The sequence below is a fragment of the Paraburkholderia sp. TE9906 genome (assembly GCF_056279605.1).
The window spans coordinates 87,316-112,815 of record NZ_JBWCCT010000018.1 but is presented as its reverse complement, the minus strand read 5'-3'; the positions used below and the strand labels follow the sequence as shown (position 1 = coordinate 112,815).

Here is a 25,500-nt window from a genome sequence, read left to right as displayed (position 1 = left end):
GCCCGATCACCTGAGATGCTTGGGCGCCATAGCGACACGCCTGACGTGTGGCGTATCGCAGACTTTCAAGACGCGGGGCGCACAGGCGTGATGCGCAGAGACGCGGCGTCCCGGTTTCGCGGCAAACGCACCTCTTGCCGACTTTTTGACCGCAACGCACTTTGGGCACCGCAACGACGGCGCTACCGTGCGGCGTATTACGAGGCCCCCAAGACGCGAGTCGCGTCCGCGTGATGCGTAATGCGCCGCCTCTCACCGCGCCAACGCATCGCGCCACGTCTCACCCGCTCAACGCGCCTTGAGACGCCACAACGACGTCACCTCGGCCAACCTCGCCGCGTGCAGCGCATCGGTCTCATCCGTCGACTTCGGATGCCGTGGGCGAATATCCTCGCGCCCCACCACCGTCAGCCCGGCTTTCTCGATTGCGGCAAGCAGCCATTCACGCGACCGCAAGCCGAGATGCTCGGCGAAATCCGACAGGATCAGCCAGCCCTCTCCGCCTGGCGACAGATGCTCCGCGAGGCCGTTCAGGAAGCCGAGCAGCATGCGGCTTTCCGGATCGTACACCGCGTATTCGATCGGCGAGGCCGGTCTCGCCGGCACCCACGGCGGATTGCACATGACGAGCGGCGCCCGGCCTTCCGGAAACAAATCCGCCTGTACTACCTCGACTTGCTGATCGTAGCCGAGGCGCGTGAGGTTCTCGCGCGCACAGGCGAGCGCTCGCGGGTCCTGATCAGTGGCGACGATTTTCTTCACGCCGCGTTTGGCGAGCAGCGCGGCCAACACGCCGGTCCCGGTGCCGATATCGAATGCCTTGTTCAGCGACGGCAGCGGCGTGCGCGCAACGAGATCGACATACTCGCCGCGTACCGGCGAAAACACGCCGTAGTGGGGATGGATGCGCTCGCCGAGCGCGGGAATCTCGACACCCTTCTTGCGCCACTCGAACGCGCCAATCAGACCGAGCAGTTCGCGCAGCGACACGACCGACGCTTCGTCGGTGGGCGGGCCGTAGGTTTCCGTACAGGCCTGCTGCACGTCGGGCGCGCGGCGCAGTGGAATCCCGTAAGTGGCGTCGAGCGGAATCAGGATCATGCCGAGCGTTCGCGCGCGTTGCGACTGGGCCTGGCGATGCAGGTTGAACACGTCGAGCGGCGTCTCGCCGCGCTTGCGCGGTTTGCGCTCGAGTCGGCGCGTGACCGCCTGCAGCAACTGACGAGCGTTCTGGAAGTCGCTGTTCCACAGTAGCGCCGTGCCTTCGCAGGCGAGGCGGTAGGCCGAGTCGGCAGTGGTGCGATCGTCCGCGACGATCACGCGTTTGGGTGGCGGCACGGCGGCTTCGGAACGCCAACGTGCGGTGCGGGGGCCGTCGGCTTCGGGCCAGGAAATGGTTGCGGGGCTGGTCATGGTGAGGTGGGATCGGTGTTGCGGAAGCGACGCGCGGAAAACGTTGCGTCGTTGGGGGCGCTGCCCGCCGGAGTACTTTTTAGCGATGCCGACTGACGCCCGAATAGTACCTCTGTCGCACGGTTTCGCGGCGCGCTATTCGCGGACGAGCGTGATTGGGGCGGGCGTCGGCGCCGACTGCGTGGACTGCGTGGACTGCGTGGACTAAAAACTCTACAATCGACAAGGTGAAAGAGATATGGTGATTTTGAGCCGTTGCCGTTCTCACCGATGCGGTCGGCAAAGGCTCGACGCCTTCAGCCAGCGGCCTTGGCGGCTAAAGCCGTGTGCGATCCGGCACCGCGCTGCCGGCGCCAACGCACGGCAAGGCACGGAAATCAACAGACCGGTCGGCGACAACAATGCCGATGCACGTCATTTTCTCGACGACGGATCCTGTAATGATCTGGTCGGGCCGAAAAACTTAATGCATGAAATATGCAAAATGAATAAATAGAGAATCGACTGCCTATTGCGTAATGTGATGTTTTAACATCGCCGTCAATGAGCAAAATAGACAGACGCGTATCCTCTGGGTATAGTTATCGTTAGTAAGAATATGGCTGAAAAAGAACCTGAGAGACCAAAAGTGGCGCGGCACGGTATTCTGCCTAGCGCCCTAGTCAAACAAATAGGCCGTCCTTCCGTTGCGGACCCGCCGCGGTCCGCAACTCATCTTTTCTTTAACGCTTAATCGCCACTGGCCATCTCTGGCGTTTAACGCATTCAAGCTCGTTTCCCTCTGCAATAAGACCATTTGCACATCCCGGCACAGCCAGGTTAATCGCACGCCCAGTAAATTGAATTGCGGACCGGCAAATAAAAAACGGGGTTTCTGGTTGAACAGAAACCCCGTTTCGTACTACTGGTGCCGGCTGCAGGACTCGAACCCGCCACCTCATGATTACAAGTCAAGCGCTCTACCTGATGAGCTAAGCCGGCATGAGGCCGTGATTCTACTTCATTTTACGATCTTGAGGCGAGCCCTTCCGCCACCTTTCGAGCCATCGTCGTCAGGTTGGGGGGCGTTCGTCGCGCTATCCGCCTTCGCGGCAGTTGCGTCGCTCGCCGGCGATGCCTCGACCGCGCGCGGCGCCGCGGGTGTAACCGGCGCTGCGGCCTCGTCCGCCGGCACCGCATCGGCGCCGGAATCTTGCGCCTCGCCACCCGCCGACTCGACCGGAAACGCCATACCCTGGCCGTTTTCGCGCGCATAGATCGCGAGAACATTCGCGACCGGCACCTCGATCTTGTGCGACTTGCCGGAGAAACGCGCGCTGAACTCGATCCACTCGTTGCCCATCTGCAACTGGCTGGTCGCCTCGAAGCTGATGTTCAACACGATCTCGTTGTCACGCACGAACTGACGCGGCACGCGCGTCTGATTGTCGACCCGGACCGCGATGTGCGGCGTATAGCCGTTATCCGTGCACCACTCGTAGAGCGCGCGCAGCAGGTAAGGCTTGGTGGAAATCTCTTGCATCAACAGTCCTCTTACCGGGTTCGGGCTCGCGCAACGAGTTGCGCGGCGCCCTCACCCCAAAGCCAAACTCAACGACGCATCACCTTTTCCGAAGGCGTCAGCGCTTCGATGTAAGCCGGGCGGCTGAAAATGCGCTCAGCGTACTTCATCAGCGGTGCGGCGTTCTTCGACAGTTCGATGCCGTAGTGATCCAGACGCCACAGGAGCGGCGCGATCGCGACGTCGAGCATCGAGAACTCTTCGCCGAGCATGTACTTGTTCTTCAGGAAGATCGGCGCAAGCTGGGTCAGGCGATCGCGGATCGCGAGGCGGGCCTTCTCGTGATTCTTCTCGGCGGCCTTGCCCTTCTCGTTCTCGAGCGTGCCGACGTGCACGAACAGTTCCTTTTCGAAGTTCAGCAGGAACAGACGGGCGCGGGCACGCTGCACCGGATCGGCCGGCATCAGCTGCGGATGCGGGAAGCGCTCGTCGATGTACTCGTTGATGATGTTCGATTCGTACAGAATCAGGTCCCGTTCGACGAGAATCGGCACTTGACCATACGGATTCATCACGGCGATGTCTTCCGGCTTGTTAAACAGGTCGACGTCGCGGATTTCGAAGTCCATGCCCTTTTCGAACAACACCAGCCGGCAACGCTGGGAGAACGGGCAAGTTGTGCCGGAATACAGAACCATCATGTTTACGTTTCCTCAAAAAGCTGAAGGGCCAGCGCGCGGAAAAACCGTTCAGCAGGTTTTTCCTGGCGCCGGCCCCACGCCGGGTGACGGCGTGATTATTTGATATGTTTCCAGTACGCGGCGTTCAGTCGCCAGGCGAAAAAGCTCAGGATACCGAGGAACAGCAGCACCCACACGCCAAGCTGTTTGCGGGTTTTCTGCGTCGGTTCGGACATCCATGACAGGTACGACACGAGGTCGGCCACAGCAGAATCATAATCTACCGGCGACATCGTCCCCGGAGTGAGCTGCTGGAAGCCGACAAATTTGTGTACCGTCTCGCCAGTTTTTTCGTCGGTTTCGTCACCGAACTTCGCTGCACGTTGCCCCTGAAGCTGCCACAGCACGTGAGGCATGCTCACGTTCTCATACACCAGATTGTTCCAGCCGGTGGGCCGCGTATTGTCGCGATAAAAACTGCGCAGATACGTGTAGAGCCAGTCCTTGCCCCGCGCCCGCGCTTCCACCGACAGATCCGGGGGCGCCGCCCCGAACCACGCTTTCGCGTCGTCCGGGCGCATCGCCACGGTCATCGTGTTACCGACCTTGTCGGTGGTGAACAGCAGGTTCGCCTGAATTTCGCTCGGCGTGATGCCGATGTCGGTCAGGCGGTTGTAGCGCATCAGACTCGCACTGTGGCAATTCAGGCAGTAGTTTACAAACAATTGCGCGCCGTGCTGCAAAGAAGCGAAATTCTCCGCGTTATCCGGCGCGCGGTCGAGATGGAAATTCTCGTCCGCGTAAGCCGGAGTGGCCAGCACCGCGAGCAGTGTCGCGCCGATCAGCGCGCACGTCGAAAGCAGTTTCTTCATTTCGTGTTCTCCTGGCTCGCGATTAGTGAGGCTTGAACCGCACCCGCTCGGGCGGCTGCTTGAACTTGCCAAGCCGCGTCCAGAACGGCATGCCGAGGAAGAACGCGAAGTAGATCAGCGCGCACACCTGGGCAATCAACGTCGAGGCAGGCGACGGCGGTTTAGTGCCGAGGAAGCCCAACGTCAGGAAAGCGAGCACGAAGATCGCGTAGAACACCTTGTGAAAAAACGGCCGGTAGCGGATCGATTTCACCGGCGAGCGGTCGAGCCACGGCAGGAAAAACAGCGAGATCACCGCGCTGCCCATCACCACCACGCCCCAGAACTTCGACTCCGTGAAGGCCATCGCCAGAATCACCAGCACCGCGAGCACCGGCAATCCGAGCTTCCACTTGCCGCGCGCGCGCACCACCGCGAGCAGGCCGAGCAGCGCGATCACGATCATCAGCACGATCTTGAACGGGTCGGTGGTGGCGCGCAGCATCGCGTAGAAGGCCGTGAAGTACCACACCGGCGCGATTTCCGGCGGCGTCTGCAGCGGATTGGCCGGCACGAAGTTGTTGGCTTCGAGGAAGTAGCCGCCCATCTCCGGCGCGAAGAAAATGATCGCCGCGAAGATCAGCAGGAACACCGTCACGCCCATGAAGTCATGCACCGAGTAGAACGGGTGGAACGGAATGCCGTCGAGCGGCACACCGTCCGGGCCTTTCTTCGCCTTGATCTCGATGCCGTCCGGGTTGTTCGACCCCACTTCATGCAGCGCGACCAGGTGGGCGATCACGAGGCCGACGAGCACCAGCGGAATCGCGATCACATGAAACGCGAAGAAGCGGTTCAGCGTGACGTCCGAGACGACGTAGTCGCCGCGAATCCACAGCGACAGATCGGGCCCGATGAACGGAATTGCCGAGAACAGATTCACGATCACCTGCGCGCCCCAGAACGACATCTGCCCCCATGGCAGCAGATAGCCGAAGAACGCCTCGGCCATCAGACACAGGAAAATCAGGCAGCCGAAGATCCACACCAGTTCGCGCGGCTTGCGGTACGAGCCGTACATCAGCCCGCGGAACATGTGCAAATACACGACGACGAAAAACATCGACGCGCCCGTGGAGTGCATATAGCGGATCAGCCAGCCCCACGGCACCTCGCGCATGATGTACTCGACCGACGAGAACGCAAGCGTCGCGTCGGGCTTGTAGTTCATCGTGAGGAAGATGCCGGTGACGATCTGGTTGACCAGCACCAGCAGCGCGAGCGAACCGAAGAAGTACCAGAAGTTGAAGTTCTTCGGCGCGTAGTACTCGGAAACGTGCTTCTTCCAGGTGGAAGTCATCGGGAAGCGCCGGTCGATCCAGCCGACCAGCCCGGTCGTCTCTACTTCGTGGTCGCTCGCCATTACGCTTCTCCTTTCTCGTCCTTCCCGATCACGAGGCCGGTGGCCGACGTGAACATGAAGCGCGGGATATCGAGGTTTTGCGGCGCAGGTTTGTTCTTGAAGACGCGGCCGGCCATGTCGTAGGTCGAGCCGTGGCACGGGCACAGGAAGCCGCCTGGCCAGTCGTCCGGAAGATTGGGCTGCGCGCCCGGCTGGAAGCGCGGCGTCGGCGTGCAGCCCAGATGGGTGCACACGGCGACGGCGACTAGAAGGTGCTTGTTCTCGGCGCGTGAACGGAATTCGTTGTTGCAGTACTCCGGCAACGGCATTGAAAAGGGATTCTTGGTGAGGGGATCCGCTACCTGGTTATCGGCTTTCTGAACATCGGCGAGCATCTGGTCGGTGCGGTTGATGATCCACACCGGCTTGCCACGCCAGGCGACGGTCATCATGTCGCCGGGCTTGAGGTTGCTGATATCGACTTCGACCGGGGCGCCTGCTGCCTTGGCCTTTTCAGATGGTGCAAACGAACTAACAAAGGGTACGACAATGGCAACACCTCCGATGCCACCTGCTACGGTCGTCGCTACCAGCCAGTTACGGCGGCTGCCGTCGACGACGCGTTCATCTTCCTTGTCTCGCATCACACGCCCCACTTCTGAGTTGGATTTTTCCTTCACGTCGCTTCTACCGCCGCTAGTTTGCGCGAATGGAGTCGCCATTTACAAGGGCCGATTGCCAAAAACCGTGCGAAGCCCTTGATAAATCAGGGTTTCTCCGTACGGATCGCAAACTATTTTGCACCTCCTTTTAAGTACCCTCTGCGTTATTCGTGACTTTTCCTTCTTTAATGCAATTCGCAATTCAAACTGGATTAGGGATATCGATAAAGAGGTGTTCGATATCGAACTGCTCGGACAGATGCTTGCCCACCGCCTGCACGCCGAAGCGCTCGGTCGCATGGTGTCCGGCCGCGAGAAACGCGACGCCGCTCTCCGCCGACGTGTGCATCACCGATTCCGAGACCTCGCCGGTCAGGTAGACGTCGGCGCCCGCGTTGATCGCCGCGTCGAACATGCCTTGCGCGGCGCCCGTGCACCAGCCTACGCGCCGCAGTTCGCGGTCCGGGTCGCCGAACACGAGCGGCGTGCGGCCGAGCGTCTGTTCGATTTCCGCGGTGAAGTGCGCGAGCGTAATCGGCATCGGAAAAGTGGCGAGCCAGCCGAGGTCGTTCTCGCCGAAGCGCGCGTCGCTGATCCAGCCCATCTTCGCGCCGATCTGCGCGTTGTTGCCGAACTCGGAGTGGTCGTCGAGCGGCAGGTGATAGGCAAACAGGTTCAGGTCGTTGCCGATCAGCAGTTTCAGGCGCGCATGTTTGCGGCCGGTGATCTGCGGCGCTTCGTTGCGCCAGAAGTAGCCGTGGTGGACCAGCACGGCGTCCGCGCCCCAGTCGAGCGCGGCCTCCAGGAAGGCGACCGACGCGGTCACGCCGGTCGCGAGTTTATTGATCCGGCGCCGCCCTTCGACCTGCAATCCATTGGGGCAATAGTCCTTGAAGCGCGCGGTTTCAAGAAGATTGTTCAAGTACAATTCAAGTTCGATCCGATCCATATAAACCTCTAGTCTTCAGATGCTTAGACGCTTTTGGCTGTTCTTTGCCCAAGCGGTGACTGTGCTGTTGGCGCTGATGTTCATCATTGCGACCCTCAAACCGCAGTGGCTCCAGCGTCAAGGGCAATTCGGCAAACAACTCGCCGAACCCATCGTCGCCCTGCGGGAAGTGGCGCCAGGCATCGGCAGCGGCCCGGCTAAGGCGTCCTACGCGGACGCCGCGCAAAAGGCCATGCCCGCGGTCGTCAATGTGTTCTCCAGCAAGGATGGCTCACTGCCGCCCGATCCGCGCGCGAAAGATCCGCTGTTCCGTTATTTCTTCGGCGACAAGAACAAACGCAATCAGCAGGAGCAACCGGCATCCAACCTCGGCTCCGGGGTGATCGTGAGTTCGGAAGGTTACATTCTAACGAACCAGCACGTCGTGGACGGCGCCGATCAGATTGAAATCGCGCTGGCCGACGGCCGCACCACCAATGCCAAGGTGATCGGCATCGATCCTGAAACGGATCTGGCCGTGCTCAAGGTCAACATGACCAACCTGCCCACCATCACGCTGGGCCGCATGGATCAGACGCGCGTCGGCGACGTGGTGCTCGCCATCGGCAATCCGTTCGGCGTCGGCCAGACGGTGACCATGGGCATCGTCAGTGCGCTCGGGCGCAACCACCTCGGCATCAACACGTTCGAAAACTTCATTCAGACCGACGCGGCGATCAACCCCGGCAACTCGGGTGGCGCGCTGGTCGACGAGAACGGCAACCTGCTCGGCATCAACACCGCCATCTATTCGCGCTCGGGCGGCTCGCTCGGCATCGGCTTTGCGATCCCCGTGTCGACCGCGCGCAGCGTGTTGGAGAGCATCATCACCACCGGTACGGTCACGCGCGGCTGGATCGGCGTCGAGCCGCAGGACGTGACGCCGGAGATCGCCGAGTCGTTCGGGCTCGATCAGAAATCGGGCGCAATCGTCGCGGGCGTGCTGAAGGGCGGCCCTGCCGACCGCGCGGGCGTCAAGCCGGGCGACATCCTGGTAAGCGTGAACGGCCAGGAGATCACCGACACCACGCGCTTGCTGAACGTCATTGCGCAGATCAAGCCGGGCACGGCCGCAAAGGTGCATCTGGTGCGCAAGGGCCGCGAGATCGATCTGGACGTCACCATCGGCAAGCGTCCGCCCCCTCCGAAGCAGCCGGTCGAGGATAACGGCGGCGGCGACCAGCAGGACGACGACGCGGGTTAAGGCAGAGGGAAGAGAGTACGCAGCGGTCGCGCAAAGGCATAGCGAGCGACCCGCGAATGCCGAAAGCAAAAAGGGCAGTCCGCGATGGACTGCCCTTTTGCATGGCGATCACTGCTTTTCTGCAAGACCCCGGCATGTGTCAATTCAACCCGGCGGCGAACTCGCGTCTTCGACCGCGATCGGCTGCTTGCGGACAATCAGGCGCGCCGCAATGATCCCCGCTTCGTAGAGCACGATCAGCGGAATCGCCAGGATCAGTTGCGAGAACACGTCCGGCGGCGTCACCACGGCCGAGATCACGAACGCGCCGACGATCACATACGGTCGGATCTCCTTGAGCTTCTTCAACGTGACGACGTTCATGCGAACCAGCAGCACGACGACGATCGGCACTTCGAACGTCACGCCGAACGCGATGAACATGGTCAGCACGAAGCTCAGGTAGTTGTCGATGTCGGTGGTCATTTCCGCGCCGAGCGGCGCGTTGTAGTGCGCCATCACGCGGAAGATGGTCGGGAACACCACGAAGTACGCGAACGCCATGCCGCACAGGAATAGCGTGTAGCTGCTGGCGACCAGCGGCACGACCAGCTTCTTCTCGTGCTGATAGAGACCCGGCGCGACGAACGCCCAGATCTGGTACAGCACGATGGGCAGTGCGATCACGAACGCGACCAGCATGGTCACCTTCATCGGCACGAAGAACGAGCCGGTGACGTCGGTGACGATCATCTTGCCGTCCTTCGGCAGGTTCTGCATCAGCGGGCGCGCCAGCAGCCGGAAAATATCCGGCGCCCAATACACGAGTCCGATGAACACCACGATGACGGAAAGGCCCGCGCGGATGATGCGGTCGCGCAATTCGACGAGGTGTGAAATGAAGGTCTCTTCAGTGCCTTCGTTCTGGGTATGCTGGGGGTCGCTCACACCGGCCCTCGGTTAGAGATTGTCGTTCTGATCATCAGAAGAACCGCGTCGGACGACGCAAGGTGGCGGGCGTATGCCGCGCGACGCGCGCCGCCCCCGATTGCACGCGCGTGCGACGCGTGGTGGCGCGTTTGTACCAGGCGGGCATGGCGGTCTGCTTGACACGCCAGTTCTTGCGCTTGGACGCCGTGGCCGGCGTGCTGGTCTGCCACGGCGAATTGCCAACGTCTTCGAGCGCGCCGCCGGCAATGCTCGGCGACACCGACGTGCCGCTGTTCCACGCGTCGTTCAGTTCGCTCTCGTGCTTGCGCAGATTGTCCTGAACAGAGGTTTCGACATTGCTCGCGGCCGTTTCGAACTCGGTCTTCATGCGCCGCAATTCGTCGAGCTCGATTTCGCGCGTCACTTCGGACTTCACGTCGTTGATATACCGCTGCGCGCGGCCGAACAGCGCGCCCGCCGTGCGGGCGACGCGTGGCAGGCGCTCCGGTCCGAGTACGACCAGCGCGACGACGCCGATCAGCGCCATCTTGGTTAGACCGAGGTCCAGCATGAAGTGGAATGTCCGTCAGTAACGCGGGTGAGCCGCGGCTTAGCGGTAATCGCCGGAACGCGGCGCTTTTTCCTTCGCATCCACATCCACGGCGCCGTTGCGCGGCAGTTCGCGCTGCTGCGCGTCACCTGCCGGCGTTTCGGCTTCCTTCATGCCTTCCTTGAAACCCTTCACCGCGCCGCCCAGGTCGGTGCCGATATTGCGCAGCTTCTTCGTGCCGAACACGAGCGCCACGATCAACAACACGATCAGCCAATGCCAAATGCTCAACGAACCCATGACTACTCTCCTTAACCCCGACACCGCACCGCGATGCGGCAAAATTCGTGCGCCTTGCGGCGTGACCGAAGCGCTTGCGTTTGCTCCGTCGCGCTTGCGCTTCCTCTATACGTGACCGCGGACTGCTCCGATTCAACCGGCGACATGACGAATGTCATTGTGGCCGAACGATCGCGTCGTCGTTATTACAGTGCTTAAAAAACGACAGCTGCGCTATTGTCCACGACCAAAACTTGCAGCGGGCATACATGACCCCGCTTTTGCGTCAGCCCATCCGTTGCCACGGACGCGGTCCCGCGAGAATGTGCGCATGCAGGTGATACACCTCCTGGCCGCCGCCGGGGCCGGTATTGATTACCGTGCGAAAACCCGTTTCGCCGCCGGTGTAGGCAACCCCGAGCTGATCGGCCAGACGCGCCACCAAGACGATCATTCTACCAAGCAGAGGCGCGTCGCTATCGGTGCAATTCGACAGTGTGGCGATGTGTTTGCGCGGGATCACCAGCACATGCGTGTCGGCCGCCGGACGGATGTCGCGGAAGGCAACGAACTCTTCGTCTTCGTGGACTTTGGTCGATGGGATCTCGCCAGTGGCGATCTTGCAGAAAAGGCAGTTCGGATCGTGACTCATCGTATTCCTGACGCGGTATGACTGGGGCGCGAAGCGACGCGGCAAGATTCGAGCAAAGCCCGATAAACGGGCGTACTACACTCAGACCCAGGCACGCGGATTCGCAAGCGGCTTGTTATCGTACAGATACAGCCAGCCTTTGATAATACGGTACAACATCCAGATGCTGACGGCCCACAGAACCGGTATGCCGATCACGACGAGCAACAGCATGGCCCCGATCGCGTAACCAAGCAGACACAGCCAGAACGAACGGATCTGCCATTCGAAGTGGGCTTCATACGGCGTGCCCGCTACGTCGGGCCGCTTCACGTAGTTGATGATGATCGCGATCAGGATCGTCAGGCCGCCCGTCAGCCAGTGGACCGCGTATAGCGCATACAGCACGTGGGTGAGCGTGCGCAGACTGCGTTCGCGTTCCGGCTCCATCGCGTGGCGATAAACCGGCGGCGGGTAGCTCTCGTGCGGCTGTTCCATGCTTGCGTCCTCCCGATGATGCGCTCAGATGCGTTCAGTGCAATATGGGCGCCGGTGCGCGCGGCTTCAAGCCGGGCCGGCCGATCAATCGCCGTTCTGCTCGCGTTCGCGGCTCTTGCGCAGCGCCTTTTCCTCGATACCCGACAGGCCTTCGCGGCGCTCGAGTTCGGCGAGCACGTCCGCCGGACTCAGATCGAAGTGCGACAGCATCACGAGGCAATGGAACCACAGGTCCGCGACCTCGCCGACCAGCGCCTTCGGCGCGCCGCCGTGGCGCGCGTCCTTGGCGGCCAGCACGACTTCGGTGGCCTCTTCGCCGATCTTCTTGAGCACTGCGTCATCGCCCTTGTGGAACAGGCGCGACACGTAGGAAACGTCCGGATCGCCGCCCTTGCGGCTGTCGATGATCGCCGCGAGGCGCAGCAAGGTATCGGCGGTAGACGACGTGGTTGGCGTGGATTGCGTCATTTGTAGATGTGTTCGGGGTCTTTCAGCACGGGATCTGCGGCGAGCCAGTCGCCATCATCCACCGAGCCTTCGAATTTCTGGAAAAAGCACGAGTGGCGGCCGGTATGGCACGCGATGCCCGACACCTGCTCCACCTTCAGCAGCACGACGTCTTCGTCGCAATCGAGCCGCACTTCGTGCACGTGCTGCACGTGGCCGGACTCCTCGCCCTTGAACCACAAACGCTGACGCGAACGCGAAAAGTACACCGCACGGCCCAATTCGATGGTCTTCGCCAGCGCTTCGCGGTTCATCCACGCGAACATCAGCACGTCGTTGGTCGACGCTTCCTGCGCGATCACCGGCACGAGGCCGTTCGCGTCCCACTTCACCTTATCGAGCCAATTCACCGCCGAGGGATTCACCACGTCACAACCTCACCGAAATGCCTTGATCGGCCATGAAGCGCTTGGCCTCGCCCACGGTGTGCTCGCCGTAGTGGAAGATGCTCGCGGCCAATACCGCATCTGCGTGGCCGCTCCTGATGCCATCGGCCAGATGCTGCAGGTTGCCCACGCCGCCCGACGCGATCACCGGAACGGGCACGGCGTCCGACACCGCGCGCGTGAGCGCGAGGTCGAAGCCGCTCTTGGTGCCGTCGCGGTCCATGCTGGTCAGCAGGATTTCGCCGGCGCCGAGTTCGGCCATCTTGCGCGCCCATTCGACCGCATCGAGGCCGGTGGCCTTGCGCCCGCCGTGCGTGAAGACTTCCCAGCGCGGCGGCTCGCCGTCCGCGGACACGCGTTTCGCATCGATCGCAACGACGATGCACTGCGAGCCGTATTTGTCGGTTGCGTCTTTGACGAGCTGCGGGTTCGCGACCGCCGACGAGTTCATGCTGATCTTGTCCGCGCCTGCGTTCAGGAGGCGCCGCACGTCTTCGACCGCGCGCACGCCGCCGCCGACTGTCAGCGGAATGAACACCTGCGAGGCGACCGCTTCGATGATCGGCAGGATCAGATCGCGCTGGTCGGAGGTGGCGGTGATGTCGAGGAAGGTGAGTTCGTCGGCGCCCTGATCGTCGTAACGGCGGGCGATTTCGACGGGGTCGCCCGCATCGCGCAGTTCGACGAAGTTGACGCCCTTGACCACGCGTCCGGCCGTGACGTCGAGACAGGGGATGATGCGTTTAGCTAGAGCCATGATCTTGCAATTCTGCCAATACCGCTGATGAGGCCGCTCGCCCGGGGGCTTGCGGCGCTATGCCGGCGCGACCCGCCGCAAGGCTGCCGAGGCTGGATCACGCCGCGAGTGAAGCTCGGCCGCGACGCGTTGTTCCGCGGACGAAGCACCGCGTCCGTGGCGCACGCCGCACGATCGGTCTACCGCGACGGCCGGCGCTCGGGGCTCGGGGCTCGGGGTCTCGCCGCGAGCCCGAATCGGCGTTACGCGTCGTCCGATTCGCGCAGCCGGTCCGCGAGCGTCTGCGCCGCCGCGAAGTCGAGATCGCCCGAGTAGATCGCACGGCCGCAAATCACGCCTTCAATGCCCTCGTCTTCGACTTCGCACAGCGATTCGATGTCAGCGAGGTTCGACAGACCGCCGCTCGCGATCACTGGAATCTTCACCGCGCGCGCGAGGCGCACCGTCGCTTCGATGTTGATGCCTTGCAGCATGCCGTCGCGGCCGATGTCGGTGTAGATGATCGACTCGCAGCCGTAATCCTCGAACTTGCGCGCGAGATCGGCGACTTCGTGGCCGGTCAGCTTGCTCCAGCCGTCGGTCGCGACCTTGCCGTCTTTCGCATCCAGCCCGACGATGATGTGGCCGCCGAACGCCGTGCACGCATCCTGCAGAAAGCCCGGATTCTTGACCGCCGCGGTGCCGATGATCACGTACGACAGACCGTCGTCCAGATAGCGCTCGATCGTGTTCAGGTCACGGATACCGCCGCCCAGTTGCACGGGAATCTCCCCGCCCACTTCCTCGATGATCGCCCGGATCGCCTCTTCGTTCTTCGGCTTGCCGGCAAACGCGCCATTCAGGTCGACGAGGTGCAAACGGCGGGCGCCACGCTCGACCCAATGTCGGGCCATCGCCGCCGGTTCCTCGGAAAATATCGTCGCCTGGTCCATATCGCCTTGTTTGAGGCGTACACACTGACCATCTTTCAGGTCGATGGCGGGAATCAGCAGCATAGCAATCGGGTGTTGTCTGGGAAGGGGTTGAAGGTCGGCGGCAGCGGCTGATGAGCCAGTCCGCCAAAACGCCGTTTCGCTAGTTTAGTACAAGTCTTTCGACGCCCTTGCTGAGCGTCCTCTGCAAGCGAAATCGCAGTGCCGCGGTTACGGCGCGCGGCAGCCGCCGCATTTGCGGCGCAATGGCGCGCAGCAACCGGATGAAAAAAGGCGCTCACGGGTTCCAGTGCACGAAGTTGCGATACACGCGCAGCCCCGCGTCAGCGCTCTTTTCCGGGTGGAATTGGGTGGCGAAGATGTTATCGCGCGCCACCGCCGAGGTAAAGGGCACGCCGTACACCGTTTCGCCCGCGGTATGAGCCGCGCTGTCCGGCTGCACATAATAGCTGTGCACGAAATAGAAAAATGCGTTGTCCGCGACGCCGTCCCACAGCGGATGCGGCTGCGCCTGGCGCACGCGGTTCCAGCCCATTTGCGGGACCTTGAAGCGCGAGCCGTCGTCCTGCACCTGGCCTTCCAGGTCGAAGCGCAGCACCTTGCCCGGCAGCAGACCGAGGCCCGGCGTGTCGCCTTCCGCGCTCCAGTCGAACAGCATCTGCTCGCCGACGCACACGCCCATCAGCGGCTTGCTGCGCGACGCCTCGATCACGGCTTCCTGCAAGCCGGACTCGCCGAGACTGCGCATGCAGTCGGGCATCGCACCCTGGCCGGGCAGCACCACGCGGTCGGCCGTGCGGATCGCTTCCGGCCGGTCGACGATCGCGACGTCCGCTTCCGGCGCAGCCTTGCGCAATGCCTGGGCAACCGAACGCAGGTTGCCCATTCCGTAATCCACAATCGCTATCGAAGTTTTCATTTCAAGTTTGGCGGCAACGCCGTCAATCGATCGACGGTGAGGTCCGGCACCGAACGACGGTCGGCCGACGCGCGATCCTGGTCAATGAGTCGTCTGAAGTTGAGCGGCTGAATGCGGCTTGGTTAGGCTTAAAGGCTGCCCTTGGTCGACGGAATCTGCCCCGCCGCGCGTTCGTCCATTTCCGTGGCCATACGCAACGCCCGGCCGAATGCCTTGAACACCGTTTCCATCTGATGGTGAGCGTTCAGGCCGCGCAGGTTGTCGATATGCAGCGTGACGCCCGCGTGATTCACGAAACCGCGGAAAAATTCGATCGACAGATCGACGTCAAACGTGCCGATGCGCGCGCGCGTGAACGGCACGTGGAATTCGAGGCCCGGGCGGCCGGAAAAATCGATCACGACGCGCGACAGCGCTTCGTCGAGCGGCACGTACGAATGACCGTACCGGCGGATGCCCTTGCGGTCGCCGATCGCCTTCGCGACGGCCTGGCCGAGTGTGATGCCGGTGTCTTCGACCGTGTGATGGTCGTCGATATGCAAGTCGCCATGCGCTTCGATCTCGAGGTCGAACAGGCCATGCCGTGCGATCTGGTCGAGCATGTGGTCCAGAAACGGCACACCGGTGGCCAGCTTCTGCTGACCGGTGCCGTCCAGGTTGATCTTCACACGGATCTGCGTTTCGCTGGTGTTGCGAACGACTTCCGCAAGGCGCATGGTAATTCCTCGAATCTAGCTAGAAAGCGATAGTAGTGTGGGATGGGAAAACGGCAATGCCGTTCGTTCAGTGCAGCACGAGCTTCAGGCCGGCCAGCAATTGCGCATTCTCCTCCGGCGATCCGACGGTCAAACGCACGCAATTGGCCAGCAATGGATGCATTTTACTCACGTTTTTGATCAGAACCCGCGCAGTGAGCAGGGTTTCGAACATAACGGACGCATCGGGCACGCGCACCAGCAGGAAGTTGCCGGCGCTCGGGAACACTTGCGCGCCCGGCAACGCGGCGACCGCCTGCGCGAGCCTCGTGCGTTCTTCGCGCAATTGCGCGGCTTGCGCATCGAGCACGTCGACGTGGTCGAGCAGGAAATCCGCGGCAGCCTGCGTCAGCACGTTGGTGTTGTACGGCGGCCGCACTTTGTCGAACTCGGTCAGCCACGCGGGCTTGCCGACCAGGTAGCCGAGACGGATGCCGGCGAGGCCGAGCTTGGACACCGTGCGCATCACGACGACGTTGTCGAACGCGTCGGCGCGCGGCAGCCAGCTTTGCTGCGCGAACGGCTGATACGCCTCGTCGATCACCACCAGGCTCTTGCCCGCCGCGGCGATAATGCGTTCCATGTCGGCGTCGTCGAAAAGCGTGCCGGTGGGGTTGTTTGGATACGCGAGATAGACGATCGCCGGTTCGTGCTCAGCGATCGCGGCGAGCATCGCTTCGGTGTCGAGCGTGAAGTCCGCCTTCAACGGCACGCCCACGAATTCGAGATTCGCCAGCTTCGCCGACATCTGGTACATCACGAAACCCGGCACCGGCGCGAGCACCTTCGCACCCGGCTTCGCGCACGCGACCGACACCATGCTGATGATTTCATCCGACCCGTTGCCGAGCAGCACGTCGCAGCCGGCCGGCACGCCCATCACGCGCCTGATCTTTTCGATCAGCGCGTCCGGGCGCGGCGCCGGGTAGCGGTTCAGCGCGACGCCGGCGAGATGCTCGCCCAGATGCGCGGCCAGGACCGGCGGCAGCGGAAACGGATTTTCCATCGCGTCGAGCTTGATGAAGCCCGTGGCGTCCGGAACCGGATAGCTCGTCATCGCGAGCACGTCGCGGCGGATGATGTCTTGAGGTGTCGTCATAGCAGTGTGGAACCGGCCGCGAAGGAAGATGCCGGCCGGGCATCGGCGGCGCATGGGCCGCCCTGGTTGGTCTCTATTGTCGTTTTGAACGGGAGGGCAACGAGCACGCGCAGTCCGTCGCTGAAGATTGGGGGCACCGGTTCGCTGGCCGCCCGCTTATCTTCCGTGTCCGACTCGCCGCGCCTAGCCGCGATCGTTGTTGTTCTGCCGCATCCGGTATTCAGCGCTGCGGGCGTGCGCCTGCAGGCCTTCGCCATACGCGAGTTCAGCGGCGATCTCGCCGAGTGTCTGCGCGCCTTCCGCGCTGACTTCGATCACGCTCGAGCGCTTGAAGAAATCGTAGACGCCCAGCGGCGACGAGAACCGTGCGGTACGCGAGGTCGGCAGCACGTGATTCGGTCCCGCGCAGTAGTCGCCGAGGCTCTCGCTGGTGTAGCGGCCGAGGAAGATCGCGCCTGCATGGCGAATCAGCTGGCCCCACTGATGCGGCTCCAGCGCGGAGATTTCGAGGTGTTCCGGGGCGATGTCGTTGGCGATCGCGCAGGCTTCCGCCATGTCGCGCACCTTGATCAGCGCGCCGCGCCCTTCGAGCGACGCGCGGATCACGTCCTGGCGCGGCATGGTCGGCAGCAATTCGTTGATTGCATCGTGCACGCGCGCGATGAACGCGTCATCCGGGCACAGCAGGATGGATTGCGCGAGTTCGTCGTGCTCGGCTTGCGAGAACAGGTCCATCGCGACCCAGCGCGGGTCGGTGGTGCCGTCGCACAGCACGAGAATTTCCGACGGCCCGGCGATCATGTCGATACCGACCGTGCCGAATACGCGGCGCTTGGCCGATGCGACGTACGCGTTGCCGGGGCCGCAGATCTTGTCGACCGCCGGCACGGTTTGCGTGCCGTAAGCCAACGCGCCCACCGCCTGCGCGCCGCCGATCGTGAACACGCGATCCACGCCGCCCAGCAGCGCGGCCGCCAGCACGAGCGGATTTTTCACGCCGTCCGGCGTGGGCACGACCATGACGATTTCGCGCACGCCGGCCACACGCGCCGGAATCGCGTTCATCAGCACCGACGACGGATAGGCGGCCTTGCCGCCCGGCACGTAGATGCCCGCGCGATCGAGCGGCGTGACCTTCTGGCCAAGCACCGTACCGTCGGCCTCGGTGTACTGCCAGCTATGGCTGCCGCACTCGATCTTCTGCTTCTCGTGGTAGCCGCGCACGCGCGCCGCCGCCGCTTCGAGCGACGCACGCCGCTTCGGCTCCAGACTTTCGAGCGCCGCTTCCAGCTCGGCCATCGGCAACTCCAGCGCAGCGACGCTCTGCACGTCGAGCCGGTCGAAGCGGTTCGTGTACTCGAGCACCGCCGCGTCGCCGCGCGCCTTCACGTCGTTCAGAATCTGCGCGACCGAGCGCTCGATTGCTTCGTCTTCGCTCGCCTCGAACGCGAGCACCGCATGCAACGACTTGTGGAAGTCGGAAGCGGTGGAATCGAGTTTGCGAATCTTGATAGACATACGGGTATCCGTTTTCGGTAAGGCGCGCTTTACAGCGTGGTCACAACATTGTCGGGCCGCCGATCAGCCAGCTTTCGACGCACGTTCGAACGCGTCGAGAATCGGCCGCAGCGCGGCGCGCTTCAGTTTCAGCGCCGCCTGGTTCACGACGAGGCGCGACGAGATCTCCATGATCTCCTCCACCTCGACAAGATTGTTGGCGCGCAAGGTATTGCCCGAACTCACCAGGTCGACGATCGCATCGGCGAGGCCGACGAGCGGCGCCAGTTCCATCGAACCGTACAGCTTGATCAGATCGACGTGTACCCCCTTGGCGGCAAAATGCTCACGTGCGGTCTCAACGTACTTGGTCGCCACGCGCAGGCGCGCGCCCTGGCGCACCGCCTTCGCATAATCGAAACCCGCGGCGACCGCGACCGACATCCGGCAACGCGCGATATCCAGGTCCACCGGCTGATACAGGCCGCTGCCGCCATGCTCGAGCAGCACGTCCTTGCCCGCCACGCCGAAATCGGCCGCGCCGTATTCGACATAGGTCGGCACGTCGGTGGCGCGCACGATGATCACGCGCAGGTTCGCGTCGGTGGTTGGCAGAATCAGCTTGCGCGAGGTTTCCGGATCCTCGGCCACTTCGATGCCGGCTGCCGCGAGCAACGGCAGCGTTTCTTCGAAGATACGCCCTTTCGACAACGCCAGCGTGAGCGGCGCGCTCACCGCCGGCGACGACGACGTTTGCGGCATCGAACTCATGCCTGGCTCCCGGACACGCGGCGCACCTTCGCGCCGATCGCGTTGAGCTTGGTCTCCATCCGGTCGTAGCCGCGATCCAGGTGATAGATACGGTCGATCAGCGTCTCACCTTCGGCACGCAGCGCGGCAATCACGAGACTCGCGGACGCGCGCAGGTCGGTGGCCATCACCATCGCGCCCGACAGCTTGTCGACGCCGTTCACGAGCGCGGTGTTGCCGTCGATCGTGATGCTCGCGCCAAGGCGGTTCAATTCCTGCACGTGCATGAAGCGGTTCTCGAAGATCGTTTCGACGACCTGCGAGGTGCCGTCCGCGATCGTGTTCAGCGCCATGAACTGCGCCTGCATGTCGGTCGGGAACGCGGGGTATTCGGAGGTGCGGAACGTGACGGCGCTCGGACGCTTGTCCATGCGCACGCGCATCCAGTCGTCGCCTTCTTCGATCGTGACGCCCGCTTCGCGCAGCTTTTCGGTCACGGCTTCGAGAATCAGCGGACGCACTTTACGCAGCGTGACGTCGCCGCCGGCTGCCGCCACCGCGCACAGGAACGTGCCGGCTTCGATGCGATCCGGAATCACCGTGTGCTTCGCGCCATGCAGCTTGTCGACGCCCTGGATCACGAGACGGTCCGTGCCGATACCTTCGATCTGCGCGCCCATCGACACCAGCAGATGTGCGAGGTCGCCGACTTCCGGCTCACGCGCCGCGTTCTCGATGACCGTTTCGCCTTCGGCCAGCACCGCCGCCATCAGCAGGTTTTCGGTGCCGGTCACGGTGATCATGTCGGTGACGATGCGCGCGCCCTTCAGACGCTTCGCGCGGGCTTCGATGAAGCCGTGCTCGATCGTGATCTCGGCGCCCATCGCCTGCAGGCCCTTGATGTGTTGATCGACCGGACGCGCGCCGATCGCGCAGCCGCCCGGCAGCGACACCCGCGCGTGGCCGAAGCGCGCGACCAGCGGGCCGAGCACGAGAATCGACGCGCGCATGGTCTTCACCATCTCGTACGGCGCGACGACGTTGTCGACCTTCGATGCGTCCAGCGTCACGCGGCCTTCGCCGCTCTCGATGCGCACGCCCATCTGGCCGAGCAGCTTGAGCATCGTGCGTACGTCCTGCAGGTCGGGCACATTGTCCAGATGCACCGGTTCCGCGCTGAGCAAACCCGCGCACAGGATCGGCAACGCCGCATTCTTCGCACCCGAGACGACGACTTCACCCGACAGCGGGTAGCCACCTTCAATGACGAGTTTATCCATGCCTGTCAGTTCCTGATTGACCCGGACTTCGGCCGGGGCTGCATTGAGCGTGTTCGACGCGCCGCTACCGGCGTCGCGTCCTTCTTGAGTAATTCGCACTAAATTTCCAGATTACGCGTTCTGCCATTCGGCGGGCGTCAGCGTCTTCATGCTGAGCGCGTGAATTTCTTCGCGCATGCGGTCGCCGAGCGCCGCATACACCAGTTGATGACGCTGGATCGGACGCTTGCCTTCGAAGCTCGGCGACACGATGGTCGCGAAGAAGTGCTGGCCGTCGCCTTCGACTTCGAGATGCTGGCAAGCGAGCCCAGCCGCAATGTATTGCTTGACCTGTTCGGGAGTCGGCAACATGAGAGAAGCTCCTGATCAGTGGCGCAGTTTGTAGCCGGAAGCGAGCATGCGCATCGCTACCACAGCCAGCACCACGAAGAAACCGGCGACAATCGCAAGGCTCACGAGCGGATTGATATCCGACATCCCGAAGAACCCATAGCGAAAGCCGTCGATCATGTAGAAAAAAGGATTGAGACGCGACACTTCGCGCCAGCCCGGCGGCAGCGTATGCGTCGAGTAGAACACGCCCGAGAGGAACGTAAGCGGCATGATCAGAAAATTCTGGAACGCGGCGAGCTGGTCGAACTTCTCCGCCCAGATACCGGCGATCAGACCGAGCGTGCCGAGAATCGCCGCGCCGAAAATCGCGAACAGAATGATGTAGAGCGGCGCGGTGAAGCTGAGCGGCACGAACCAGATTGTCACGATGAACACGCCGAAGCCAACCGCGAGCCCGCGCGCCACGGCAGCGAGCACATAGGCGGCGAACATCTCGTAATGCGACAGTGGCGGCAGCAGCACGAACACGAGGTTGCCCGTGATCTTCGACTGGATCAGCGACGACGAACTGTTCGCGAACGCGTTCTGCAGCACGCTCATCATCACGAGACCCGGAATCAGGAAGCTCGTGTATTCGACGCCCGGATAGACCTGCACGTGGTCGCGCAATGCGTGGCCGAAGATGGTCAGATAGAGCAGCGCAGTGATGACCGGTGCGAGCACGGTCTGGAACGCCACCTTCCAGAAACGCAGCAACTCCTTGTAAAACAGCGTACTGAATCCACTGTAGCCGCTCATGCAAGCCCCTCGATCACTTCCGGACCGTTCATCACCTGAACGAACACATCTTCGAGGTCGGCCTTGCGGACCTCGATTTCTTCGAATGTACAGCCCGCTGCGCGGCACTGCGCGAGAATCCGTTCGACCTCGTCGTAGCTCGTGAGGCGCAGCAGATGCTGACGGCCATTGCCGTTGCCCGCGCCACTTTCCGCTTCGAGCGGACGCAGTTCGGCAGGCAGCACGCCCTGCGCGAAACGCACGAACAGCTGCATGCCGGCAAAGCGCTGCAACAGCGTGCTGGTGCGCTCCAGCGCGACCACTTCACCACGCCGCAACATCGCGATGCGGTCGCACAGCGACTCGGCTTCTTCCAGATAGTGCGTGGTCAGCACGATGGTGTGGCCTTCGCGGTTCAGGCGCGAGATGAATTTCCACAACGTCTGACGCAGCTCGACGTCGACGCCCGCGGTCGGTTCGTCGAGCACGATCACCGGCGGGCGGTGCACCAGCGCCTGCGCGACCAGCACGCGACGCTTCATGCCGCCCGACAGCGCGCGCATGTTGGCGTCGGCTTTATCGGTGAGGTCGAGATTGGCCATGATCTCGTCGATCCACGCGTCGTTGTTGCGTAGCCCGTAGTAGCCGGACTGGATGCGCAAGGTTTCGCGGACGGTGAAAAACGGATCGAACACGAGCTCCTGCGGGACCACGCCGAGCGCGCGGCGCGCGTGGCGGAAGTCGTCCACGACGTCGTGGCCGCGTACCGCGATGCTGCCTTCATCGGCGCGGGCGAGGCCGGCGAGGATGCTGATGAGCGTCGTCTTGCCCGCGCCGTTCGGACCGAGCAGTCCGAAGAACTCGCCTTCTTCGACTGTGAGGCTGACGCCCTTGAGCGCCTGCAAGTCCTTGTAGCGCTTCTTGACGTTACGAATTTCTATGGCTGACATGACTGTGGGCCGCGTGGGTCGCAGCGCCTAAATGAACCCTGTGGGAGCCTGGAGGCAGCCCAGAGCAGGGTCAACAAAATGCTGGGAGAACGGAATTGGGGCCGGTGACGAGCACCAAAAAACGTTTGATTATAGGGCAAAAATCAGCAAGCCCGACTCGACTGGGAGGATTGGGAGTGACGCGGACGGAGCGTCAATGTCGCGTTGATGCAGCGATGATGGGAGGAAGCGGTGTAAGCGCTAAAGCGGGAAGCCCGGGGCCTCGCGCTGCGTGGGACCGGAGTATGCGCGAAAGCGCTAACCCCGATCGACTCGCGCTGCGTGGGACCGTGCGTAAGCGCTAAAGCGCCTAGGCAGCTCGACACACCAACGTATCGACGCCGTAGGCCTGGGCGAGACTGGCGAGACCAGCCGGCAGATTGACGATCTCGAACTTGACGCCGCGTGCCTGGGCGGCACGCTCCCACGCGAGAAACACAGCCAGTGCGGATGAATCGAATTGCGCGAGCGGCGTGCAATCCACACCGGTCGCGCCGGCCGAGATGCGTTGCAAACCCGCCGAGAGCGCGGCCTTCGCGCTCTCGTGGGTCAACGATGCGCCGCTCTCGAAGCGGTTCGCGACGGCGCTCAGCACTTCGCTCACGACTGCTTGCCCGCGGCGAGTTGCTGGTTGCGCTGCGTGAGGAACTGGATCAGCCCGTCGACGCCCTTCTGCTGGATCTGCTCATTGAATTGCTGCTGATACGCCTGGATCAGCCATGCGCCGAGCACGTTGATGTCATACACGCGCCAGCCTTGCGGCGTCTTGTACAGACGGTAGTCGAGTTCGATCGGCGAGCCGTTGTTCATCACCACCGAGCGCACCACCGTGTCGGTGTCGTCCGGATTCATGCGGAACGGCTTGTACTGGATCTGCTGGTCGCGCACCTGCGCGAGCGCACCCGAGTACGTGCGGATCAGCAGCATCTTGAACTGCTCGACGACCTGGTTTTGCTGCTCGGGCGAGGCGGTGCGCCAGTTACGGCCCATCGCCAGTTGCGTGGTGCGGCGAAAATCCATGTACGGCAGGATCTTTTCGTTGACGAGACGGGTGATGTGCGAAATGTCGCCCTGCTGGATCGACTTGTCGCCGCGCACCGCGTCGACCACCTGCTGGGTGACGGTCTTGATCAGGACGTCGGGCGAATTCGTGTCCACGGTTTGCGCCGATGCCCCGGCACTCACGAAGGAAAACAACACGGCGAACAACGGAATCAGGAAAAGTTTTTTCATATCGAGCCTAGCCTTAAAAGTAGTGCAAGCGTTTGAGGCGACCTTAGCACGCGAGTTCGACGGCAATCCATGCGCAAACTGCGAGAGTCGTATCGATCTGTTACCGCCGCACGTTCAGCGCAATTTGAATGACGGAAAGTTGAAACGCGACGGCGGAACCAGTTGGCCGGCCGGAATTTGCGTCGTTTCGGGACCGCCGTTCAGGTCGAGCGGTGGCGTTTCCGACTCGCCCGCCGCGGCTCCCGACGCAGCTTGCGGCGGCGTCGCGACGGCCGGGCCGGATGCTGGCGCAGCCTTCGCAGCAGCACCTTGCGTGCCCGCCGCGGCGCCGGCCGTTCCGGTGACCGCACCGGCAGGCGCGGCGGCCGCGCCTGCCGTGCCGTCGACGTCCTCGTCGTACTTCGGCAGCGGCGCTTCGTCGTCGTAGTTCGGCAGCTCCTGCGTGCGCCGGCGGCCGTCCGACAGCAGATACTGGCGGCGTTGCAGATACGCGTTACGCACGAAGGAGTATTTGTCGAGCGCGGCGCCTTCCAGCACGTCGCTCGCACTCAGCAGATTCGCGCGCACGTTGACGATGTTCAGGCCGTACAGCGCCCAGCTCAGACCCGGCGGGTCGATGTAGCTCAGCGGGTTCACATAGTAGTTGCCGACCGAGCCGACCGCGTCACGCACCGTGCTCGGGCCGAACAGCGGCAGCACCAGGTACGGCCCCGGCGGCACGCCGTAGTGACCGAGCGTCAGACCGAGGTCGTTCTCGTGCTTGGGCAGCTTGGCGAGCGTCGCCACGTCGAACAGGCCGCCGACACCGAACACCGTGTTGATCACGATCCGCATGATGTCCTGCACGCCGTCGGTAATCTTCAACTGCAGCAGGTTGTTCGCCGCGATGTAGACGTCGCCGATGTTCGAGAAGAAGTTCGTCACACTGTCGCGCACCGGCTGCGGAGTCGCCCACACGTAGCCCTTGGCGACCGGCTTCAGCGCGTACTGGTCGATCTTGTCGTTGACGGTGAAGATGGTGCGGTTCAGGCCTTCGAACGGATCGCCCTTGGTGGCCGTTTCCACCGTGGCGCAGCCGGCCAGCACCGCGGCCGCCACCACGATCGTGCCCAACTGGAAGGCGCGCACGCCTCCGATGCGTGTGGTCTGCATTCGTGTTCTCCTTATTGACCGGCCGCGCCGGCGGCAGACGAACCCGGCGCCGCAGCCGCCGGGGCGGGCGCGGCCGTCGCGGGCTTCGACGCCCCCGAATCCGCGGCCTTGCTATACAGGAACTGGCCGATCAGATTTTCCAGCACGATCGCCGATTGCGTCATCGAAATCGTGTCGCCGGCCTTCAGCATTTCGGTGTCGCCGCCGGGTTCGAGTCCGATGTACTGTTCGCCGAGCAGACCCGAAGTCAGGATCTTCGCGGAGGTGTCTTTCGGAAACTGGTACTGCTTGTCGAGATCGATCACCACGACTGCCTGATACGCATTGCTGTCGAAGCCGATCGACGCAACCCGGCCCACCGTCACGCCCGCGCTTTTCACCGGCGCGCGCGCCTTCAGCCCGCCGATATTGTCGAACTTCAGCTTGACCGGGTACGTTGCCTGGAAAGACAACGAGCTCATGTTGCCGGCCTTCAGCGCGAGAAACAGCAACGCCACGAAACCCAACACCACGAACAGGCCGACCCAGAAGTCGAGAGCAGTCTTTTTCATCGTCATCCCAAAGTG

The 25,500-nt window shown here is 62.8% G+C and carries 30 protein-coding genes and 1 tRNA gene; 1 reads left to right on the top strand and 30 read right to left on the bottom strand.

The features are described 5' to 3' along the window. Positions 1-288: 288 nt before the first annotated feature. The 8 genes from ACZ9H4_RS32710 to ACZ9H4_RS32675 form a co-directional block, all read right to left on the bottom strand. Positions 289-1,413, bottom strand: coding sequence for a methyltransferase (locus ACZ9H4_RS32710; RefSeq protein WP_408327279.1), 1,125 nt, complete (start codon positions 1,411-1,413; stop codon positions 289-291). Between the two features lie 905 nt (positions 1,414-2,318). Next, positions 2,319-2,394 (bottom strand) — tRNA-Thr (locus ACZ9H4_RS32705). A 19-nt stretch (positions 2,395-2,413) separates the two neighbouring features. Next, positions 2,414-2,935: a ClpXP protease specificity-enhancing factor gene (locus tag ACZ9H4_RS32700; protein WP_408146496.1), complete on the bottom strand. Its 522-nt coding sequence runs from the start codon at positions 2,933-2,935 to the stop codon at positions 2,414-2,416. A gap of 68 nt (positions 2,936-3,003) precedes the next feature. Then, the gene (locus ACZ9H4_RS32695; RefSeq protein ID WP_006052302.1) at positions 3,004-3,615 is read right to left on the bottom strand and encodes a glutathione S-transferase N-terminal domain-containing protein; all 612 of its coding nucleotides are present in this window, start codon (positions 3,613-3,615) and stop codon (positions 3,004-3,006) included. Between the two features lie 95 nt (positions 3,616-3,710). Then, the gene (locus ACZ9H4_RS32690) at positions 3,711-4,466 is read right to left on the bottom strand and encodes a cytochrome c1 (RefSeq protein WP_408146495.1); all 756 of its coding nucleotides are present in this window, start codon (positions 4,464-4,466) and stop codon (positions 3,711-3,713) included. Positions 4,467-4,488: 22 nt separating this feature from the next. Then, complete coding sequence (locus ACZ9H4_RS32685; protein WP_408155262.1) at positions 4,489-5,868, bottom strand: cytochrome b; 1,380 nt, start codon at positions 5,866-5,868, stop codon at positions 4,489-4,491. Continuing rightward, on the bottom strand, positions 5,868-6,491 hold the full coding sequence (gene petA, locus ACZ9H4_RS32680) for a ubiquinol-cytochrome c reductase iron-sulfur subunit (RefSeq protein WP_168663719.1): 624 nt from the start codon (positions 6,489-6,491) through the stop codon (positions 5,868-5,870). Before petA ends, ACZ9H4_RS32685 begins: the two co-directional genes overlap by 1 nt. 220 nt (positions 6,492-6,711) lie before the next feature. Next, the gene (locus ACZ9H4_RS32675; RefSeq protein ID WP_408146491.1) at positions 6,712-7,458 is read right to left on the bottom strand and encodes a Nif3-like dinuclear metal center hexameric protein; all 747 of its coding nucleotides are present in this window, start codon (positions 7,456-7,458) and stop codon (positions 6,712-6,714) included. A gap of 19 nt (positions 7,459-7,477) precedes the next feature. Here ACZ9H4_RS32675 and ACZ9H4_RS32670 point away from each other — a divergent pair, with 19 nt between their 5' ends. Then, a complete protein-coding gene (locus ACZ9H4_RS32670) occupies positions 7,478-8,701 on the top strand; it encodes a Do family serine endopeptidase (RefSeq protein ID WP_408146489.1) in 1,224 nt (407 codons plus the stop codon). A gap of 144 nt (positions 8,702-8,845) precedes the next feature. On the opposite strand, the gene tatC is transcribed toward ACZ9H4_RS32670, so the two are convergent. The 22 genes from tatC to mlaD form a co-directional block, all read right to left on the bottom strand. Beyond that, positions 8,846-9,628, bottom strand: a complete 783-nt coding sequence (gene tatC / locus ACZ9H4_RS32665; RefSeq protein ID WP_408146487.1) for a twin-arginine translocase subunit TatC — start codon at positions 9,626-9,628, stop codon at positions 8,846-8,848. Between the two features lie 34 nt (positions 9,629-9,662). Further along, positions 9,663-10,181, bottom strand: coding sequence for a Sec-independent protein translocase protein TatB (gene tatB / locus ACZ9H4_RS32660; RefSeq protein ID WP_476122477.1), 519 nt, complete (start codon positions 10,179-10,181; stop codon positions 9,663-9,665). 39 nt (positions 10,182-10,220) lie between these two features. After that, positions 10,221-10,460: a Sec-independent protein translocase subunit TatA gene (tatA, locus tag ACZ9H4_RS32655; protein WP_408146483.1), complete on the bottom strand. Its 240-nt coding sequence runs from the start codon at positions 10,458-10,460 to the stop codon at positions 10,221-10,223. A 265-nt stretch (positions 10,461-10,725) separates the two neighbouring features. Then, the gene (locus ACZ9H4_RS32650) at positions 10,726-11,091 is read right to left on the bottom strand and encodes a histidine triad nucleotide-binding protein (protein ID WP_408146481.1); all 366 of its coding nucleotides are present in this window, start codon (positions 11,089-11,091) and stop codon (positions 10,726-10,728) included. 81 nt (positions 11,092-11,172) lie between these two features. After that, entirely contained in the window at positions 11,173-11,568 is a 396-nt protein-coding gene (locus ACZ9H4_RS32645) for a DUF4870 family protein (RefSeq protein WP_408146480.1), read from the bottom strand. 84 nt (positions 11,569-11,652) lie between these two features. Then, on the bottom strand, positions 11,653-12,036 hold the full coding sequence (locus ACZ9H4_RS32640; protein ID WP_408146478.1) for a phosphoribosyl-ATP diphosphatase: 384 nt from the start codon (positions 12,034-12,036) through the stop codon (positions 11,653-11,655). Next, the gene (gene hisI, locus ACZ9H4_RS32635; protein ID WP_408327284.1) at positions 12,033-12,443 is read right to left on the bottom strand and encodes a phosphoribosyl-AMP cyclohydrolase; all 411 of its coding nucleotides are present in this window, start codon (positions 12,441-12,443) and stop codon (positions 12,033-12,035) included. Before hisI ends, ACZ9H4_RS32640 begins: the two co-directional genes overlap by 4 nt. Position 12,444: 1 nt before the next feature. Further along, the gene (gene hisF / locus ACZ9H4_RS32630) at positions 12,445-13,218 is read right to left on the bottom strand and encodes an imidazole glycerol phosphate synthase subunit HisF (RefSeq protein WP_408146475.1); all 774 of its coding nucleotides are present in this window, start codon (positions 13,216-13,218) and stop codon (positions 12,445-12,447) included. 242 nt (positions 13,219-13,460) lie between these two features. Then, the gene (gene hisA, locus ACZ9H4_RS32625; protein WP_121315844.1) at positions 13,461-14,213 is read right to left on the bottom strand and encodes a 1-(5-phosphoribosyl)-5-[(5-phosphoribosylamino)methylideneamino]imidazole-4-carboxamide isomerase; all 753 of its coding nucleotides are present in this window, start codon (positions 14,211-14,213) and stop codon (positions 13,461-13,463) included. A 214-nt stretch (positions 14,214-14,427) separates the two neighbouring features. Further along, the gene (gene hisH, locus ACZ9H4_RS32620) at positions 14,428-15,069 is read right to left on the bottom strand and encodes an imidazole glycerol phosphate synthase subunit HisH (RefSeq protein WP_476122476.1); all 642 of its coding nucleotides are present in this window, start codon (positions 15,067-15,069) and stop codon (positions 14,428-14,430) included. Positions 15,070-15,197: 128 nt separating this feature from the next. Then, the gene (gene hisB, locus ACZ9H4_RS32615; protein WP_042329170.1) at positions 15,198-15,785 is read right to left on the bottom strand and encodes an imidazoleglycerol-phosphate dehydratase HisB; all 588 of its coding nucleotides are present in this window, start codon (positions 15,783-15,785) and stop codon (positions 15,198-15,200) included. Positions 15,786-15,852: 67 nt separating this feature from the next. Then, positions 15,853-16,923: a histidinol-phosphate transaminase gene (gene hisC, locus ACZ9H4_RS32610; RefSeq protein ID WP_476122475.1), complete on the bottom strand. Its 1,071-nt coding sequence runs from the start codon at positions 16,921-16,923 to the stop codon at positions 15,853-15,855. A gap of 183 nt (positions 16,924-17,106) precedes the next feature. After that, complete coding sequence (hisD, locus tag ACZ9H4_RS32605; protein WP_408146469.1) at positions 17,107-18,441, bottom strand: histidinol dehydrogenase; 1,335 nt, start codon at positions 18,439-18,441, stop codon at positions 17,107-17,109. Positions 18,442-18,504: 63 nt separating this feature from the next. After that, positions 18,505-19,191 (bottom strand): ATP phosphoribosyltransferase, encoded by a 687-nt coding sequence (gene hisG, locus ACZ9H4_RS32600; RefSeq protein ID WP_042329176.1) that lies wholly within the window; start codon positions 19,189-19,191, stop codon positions 18,505-18,507. Then, complete coding sequence (gene murA / locus ACZ9H4_RS32595) at positions 19,188-20,450, bottom strand: UDP-N-acetylglucosamine 1-carboxyvinyltransferase (protein WP_121315848.1); 1,263 nt, start codon at positions 20,448-20,450, stop codon at positions 19,188-19,190. The genes hisG and murA overlap by 4 nt, the downstream gene beginning before the upstream one ends. A gap of 111 nt (positions 20,451-20,561) precedes the next feature. Next, positions 20,562-20,801 (bottom strand): BolA family protein, encoded by a 240-nt coding sequence (locus ACZ9H4_RS32590; protein WP_007180203.1) that lies wholly within the window; start codon positions 20,799-20,801, stop codon positions 20,562-20,564. A 15-nt stretch (positions 20,802-20,816) separates the two neighbouring features. Then, on the bottom strand, positions 20,817-21,581 hold the full coding sequence (locus tag ACZ9H4_RS32585; RefSeq protein WP_408146465.1) for an ABC transporter permease: 765 nt from the start codon (positions 21,579-21,581) through the stop codon (positions 20,817-20,819). Further along, entirely contained in the window at positions 21,578-22,510 is a 933-nt protein-coding gene (locus ACZ9H4_RS32580; RefSeq protein WP_408146464.1) for an ABC transporter ATP-binding protein, read from the bottom strand. The genes ACZ9H4_RS32585 and ACZ9H4_RS32580 overlap by 4 nt, the downstream gene beginning before the upstream one ends. A gap of 349 nt (positions 22,511-22,859) precedes the next feature. Next, positions 22,860-23,153: an STAS domain-containing protein gene (locus tag ACZ9H4_RS32575; protein ID WP_408155274.1), complete on the bottom strand. Its 294-nt coding sequence runs from the start codon at positions 23,151-23,153 to the stop codon at positions 22,860-22,862. Beyond that, complete coding sequence (locus tag ACZ9H4_RS32570) at positions 23,150-23,782, bottom strand: MlaC/ttg2D family ABC transporter substrate-binding protein (RefSeq protein WP_408146460.1); 633 nt, start codon at positions 23,780-23,782, stop codon at positions 23,150-23,152. Before ACZ9H4_RS32570 ends, ACZ9H4_RS32575 begins: the two co-directional genes overlap by 4 nt. A 114-nt stretch (positions 23,783-23,896) precedes the next feature. Next, the gene (locus ACZ9H4_RS32565; RefSeq protein WP_476122474.1) at positions 23,897-24,934 is read right to left on the bottom strand and encodes an MlaA family lipoprotein; all 1,038 of its coding nucleotides are present in this window, start codon (positions 24,932-24,934) and stop codon (positions 23,897-23,899) included. An 11-nt stretch (positions 24,935-24,945) separates the two neighbouring features. Then, the gene (gene mlaD / locus ACZ9H4_RS32560; protein ID WP_408146456.1) at positions 24,946-25,485 is read right to left on the bottom strand and encodes an outer membrane lipid asymmetry maintenance protein MlaD; all 540 of its coding nucleotides are present in this window, start codon (positions 25,483-25,485) and stop codon (positions 24,946-24,948) included. Positions 25,486-25,500: the final 15 nt, after the last annotated feature.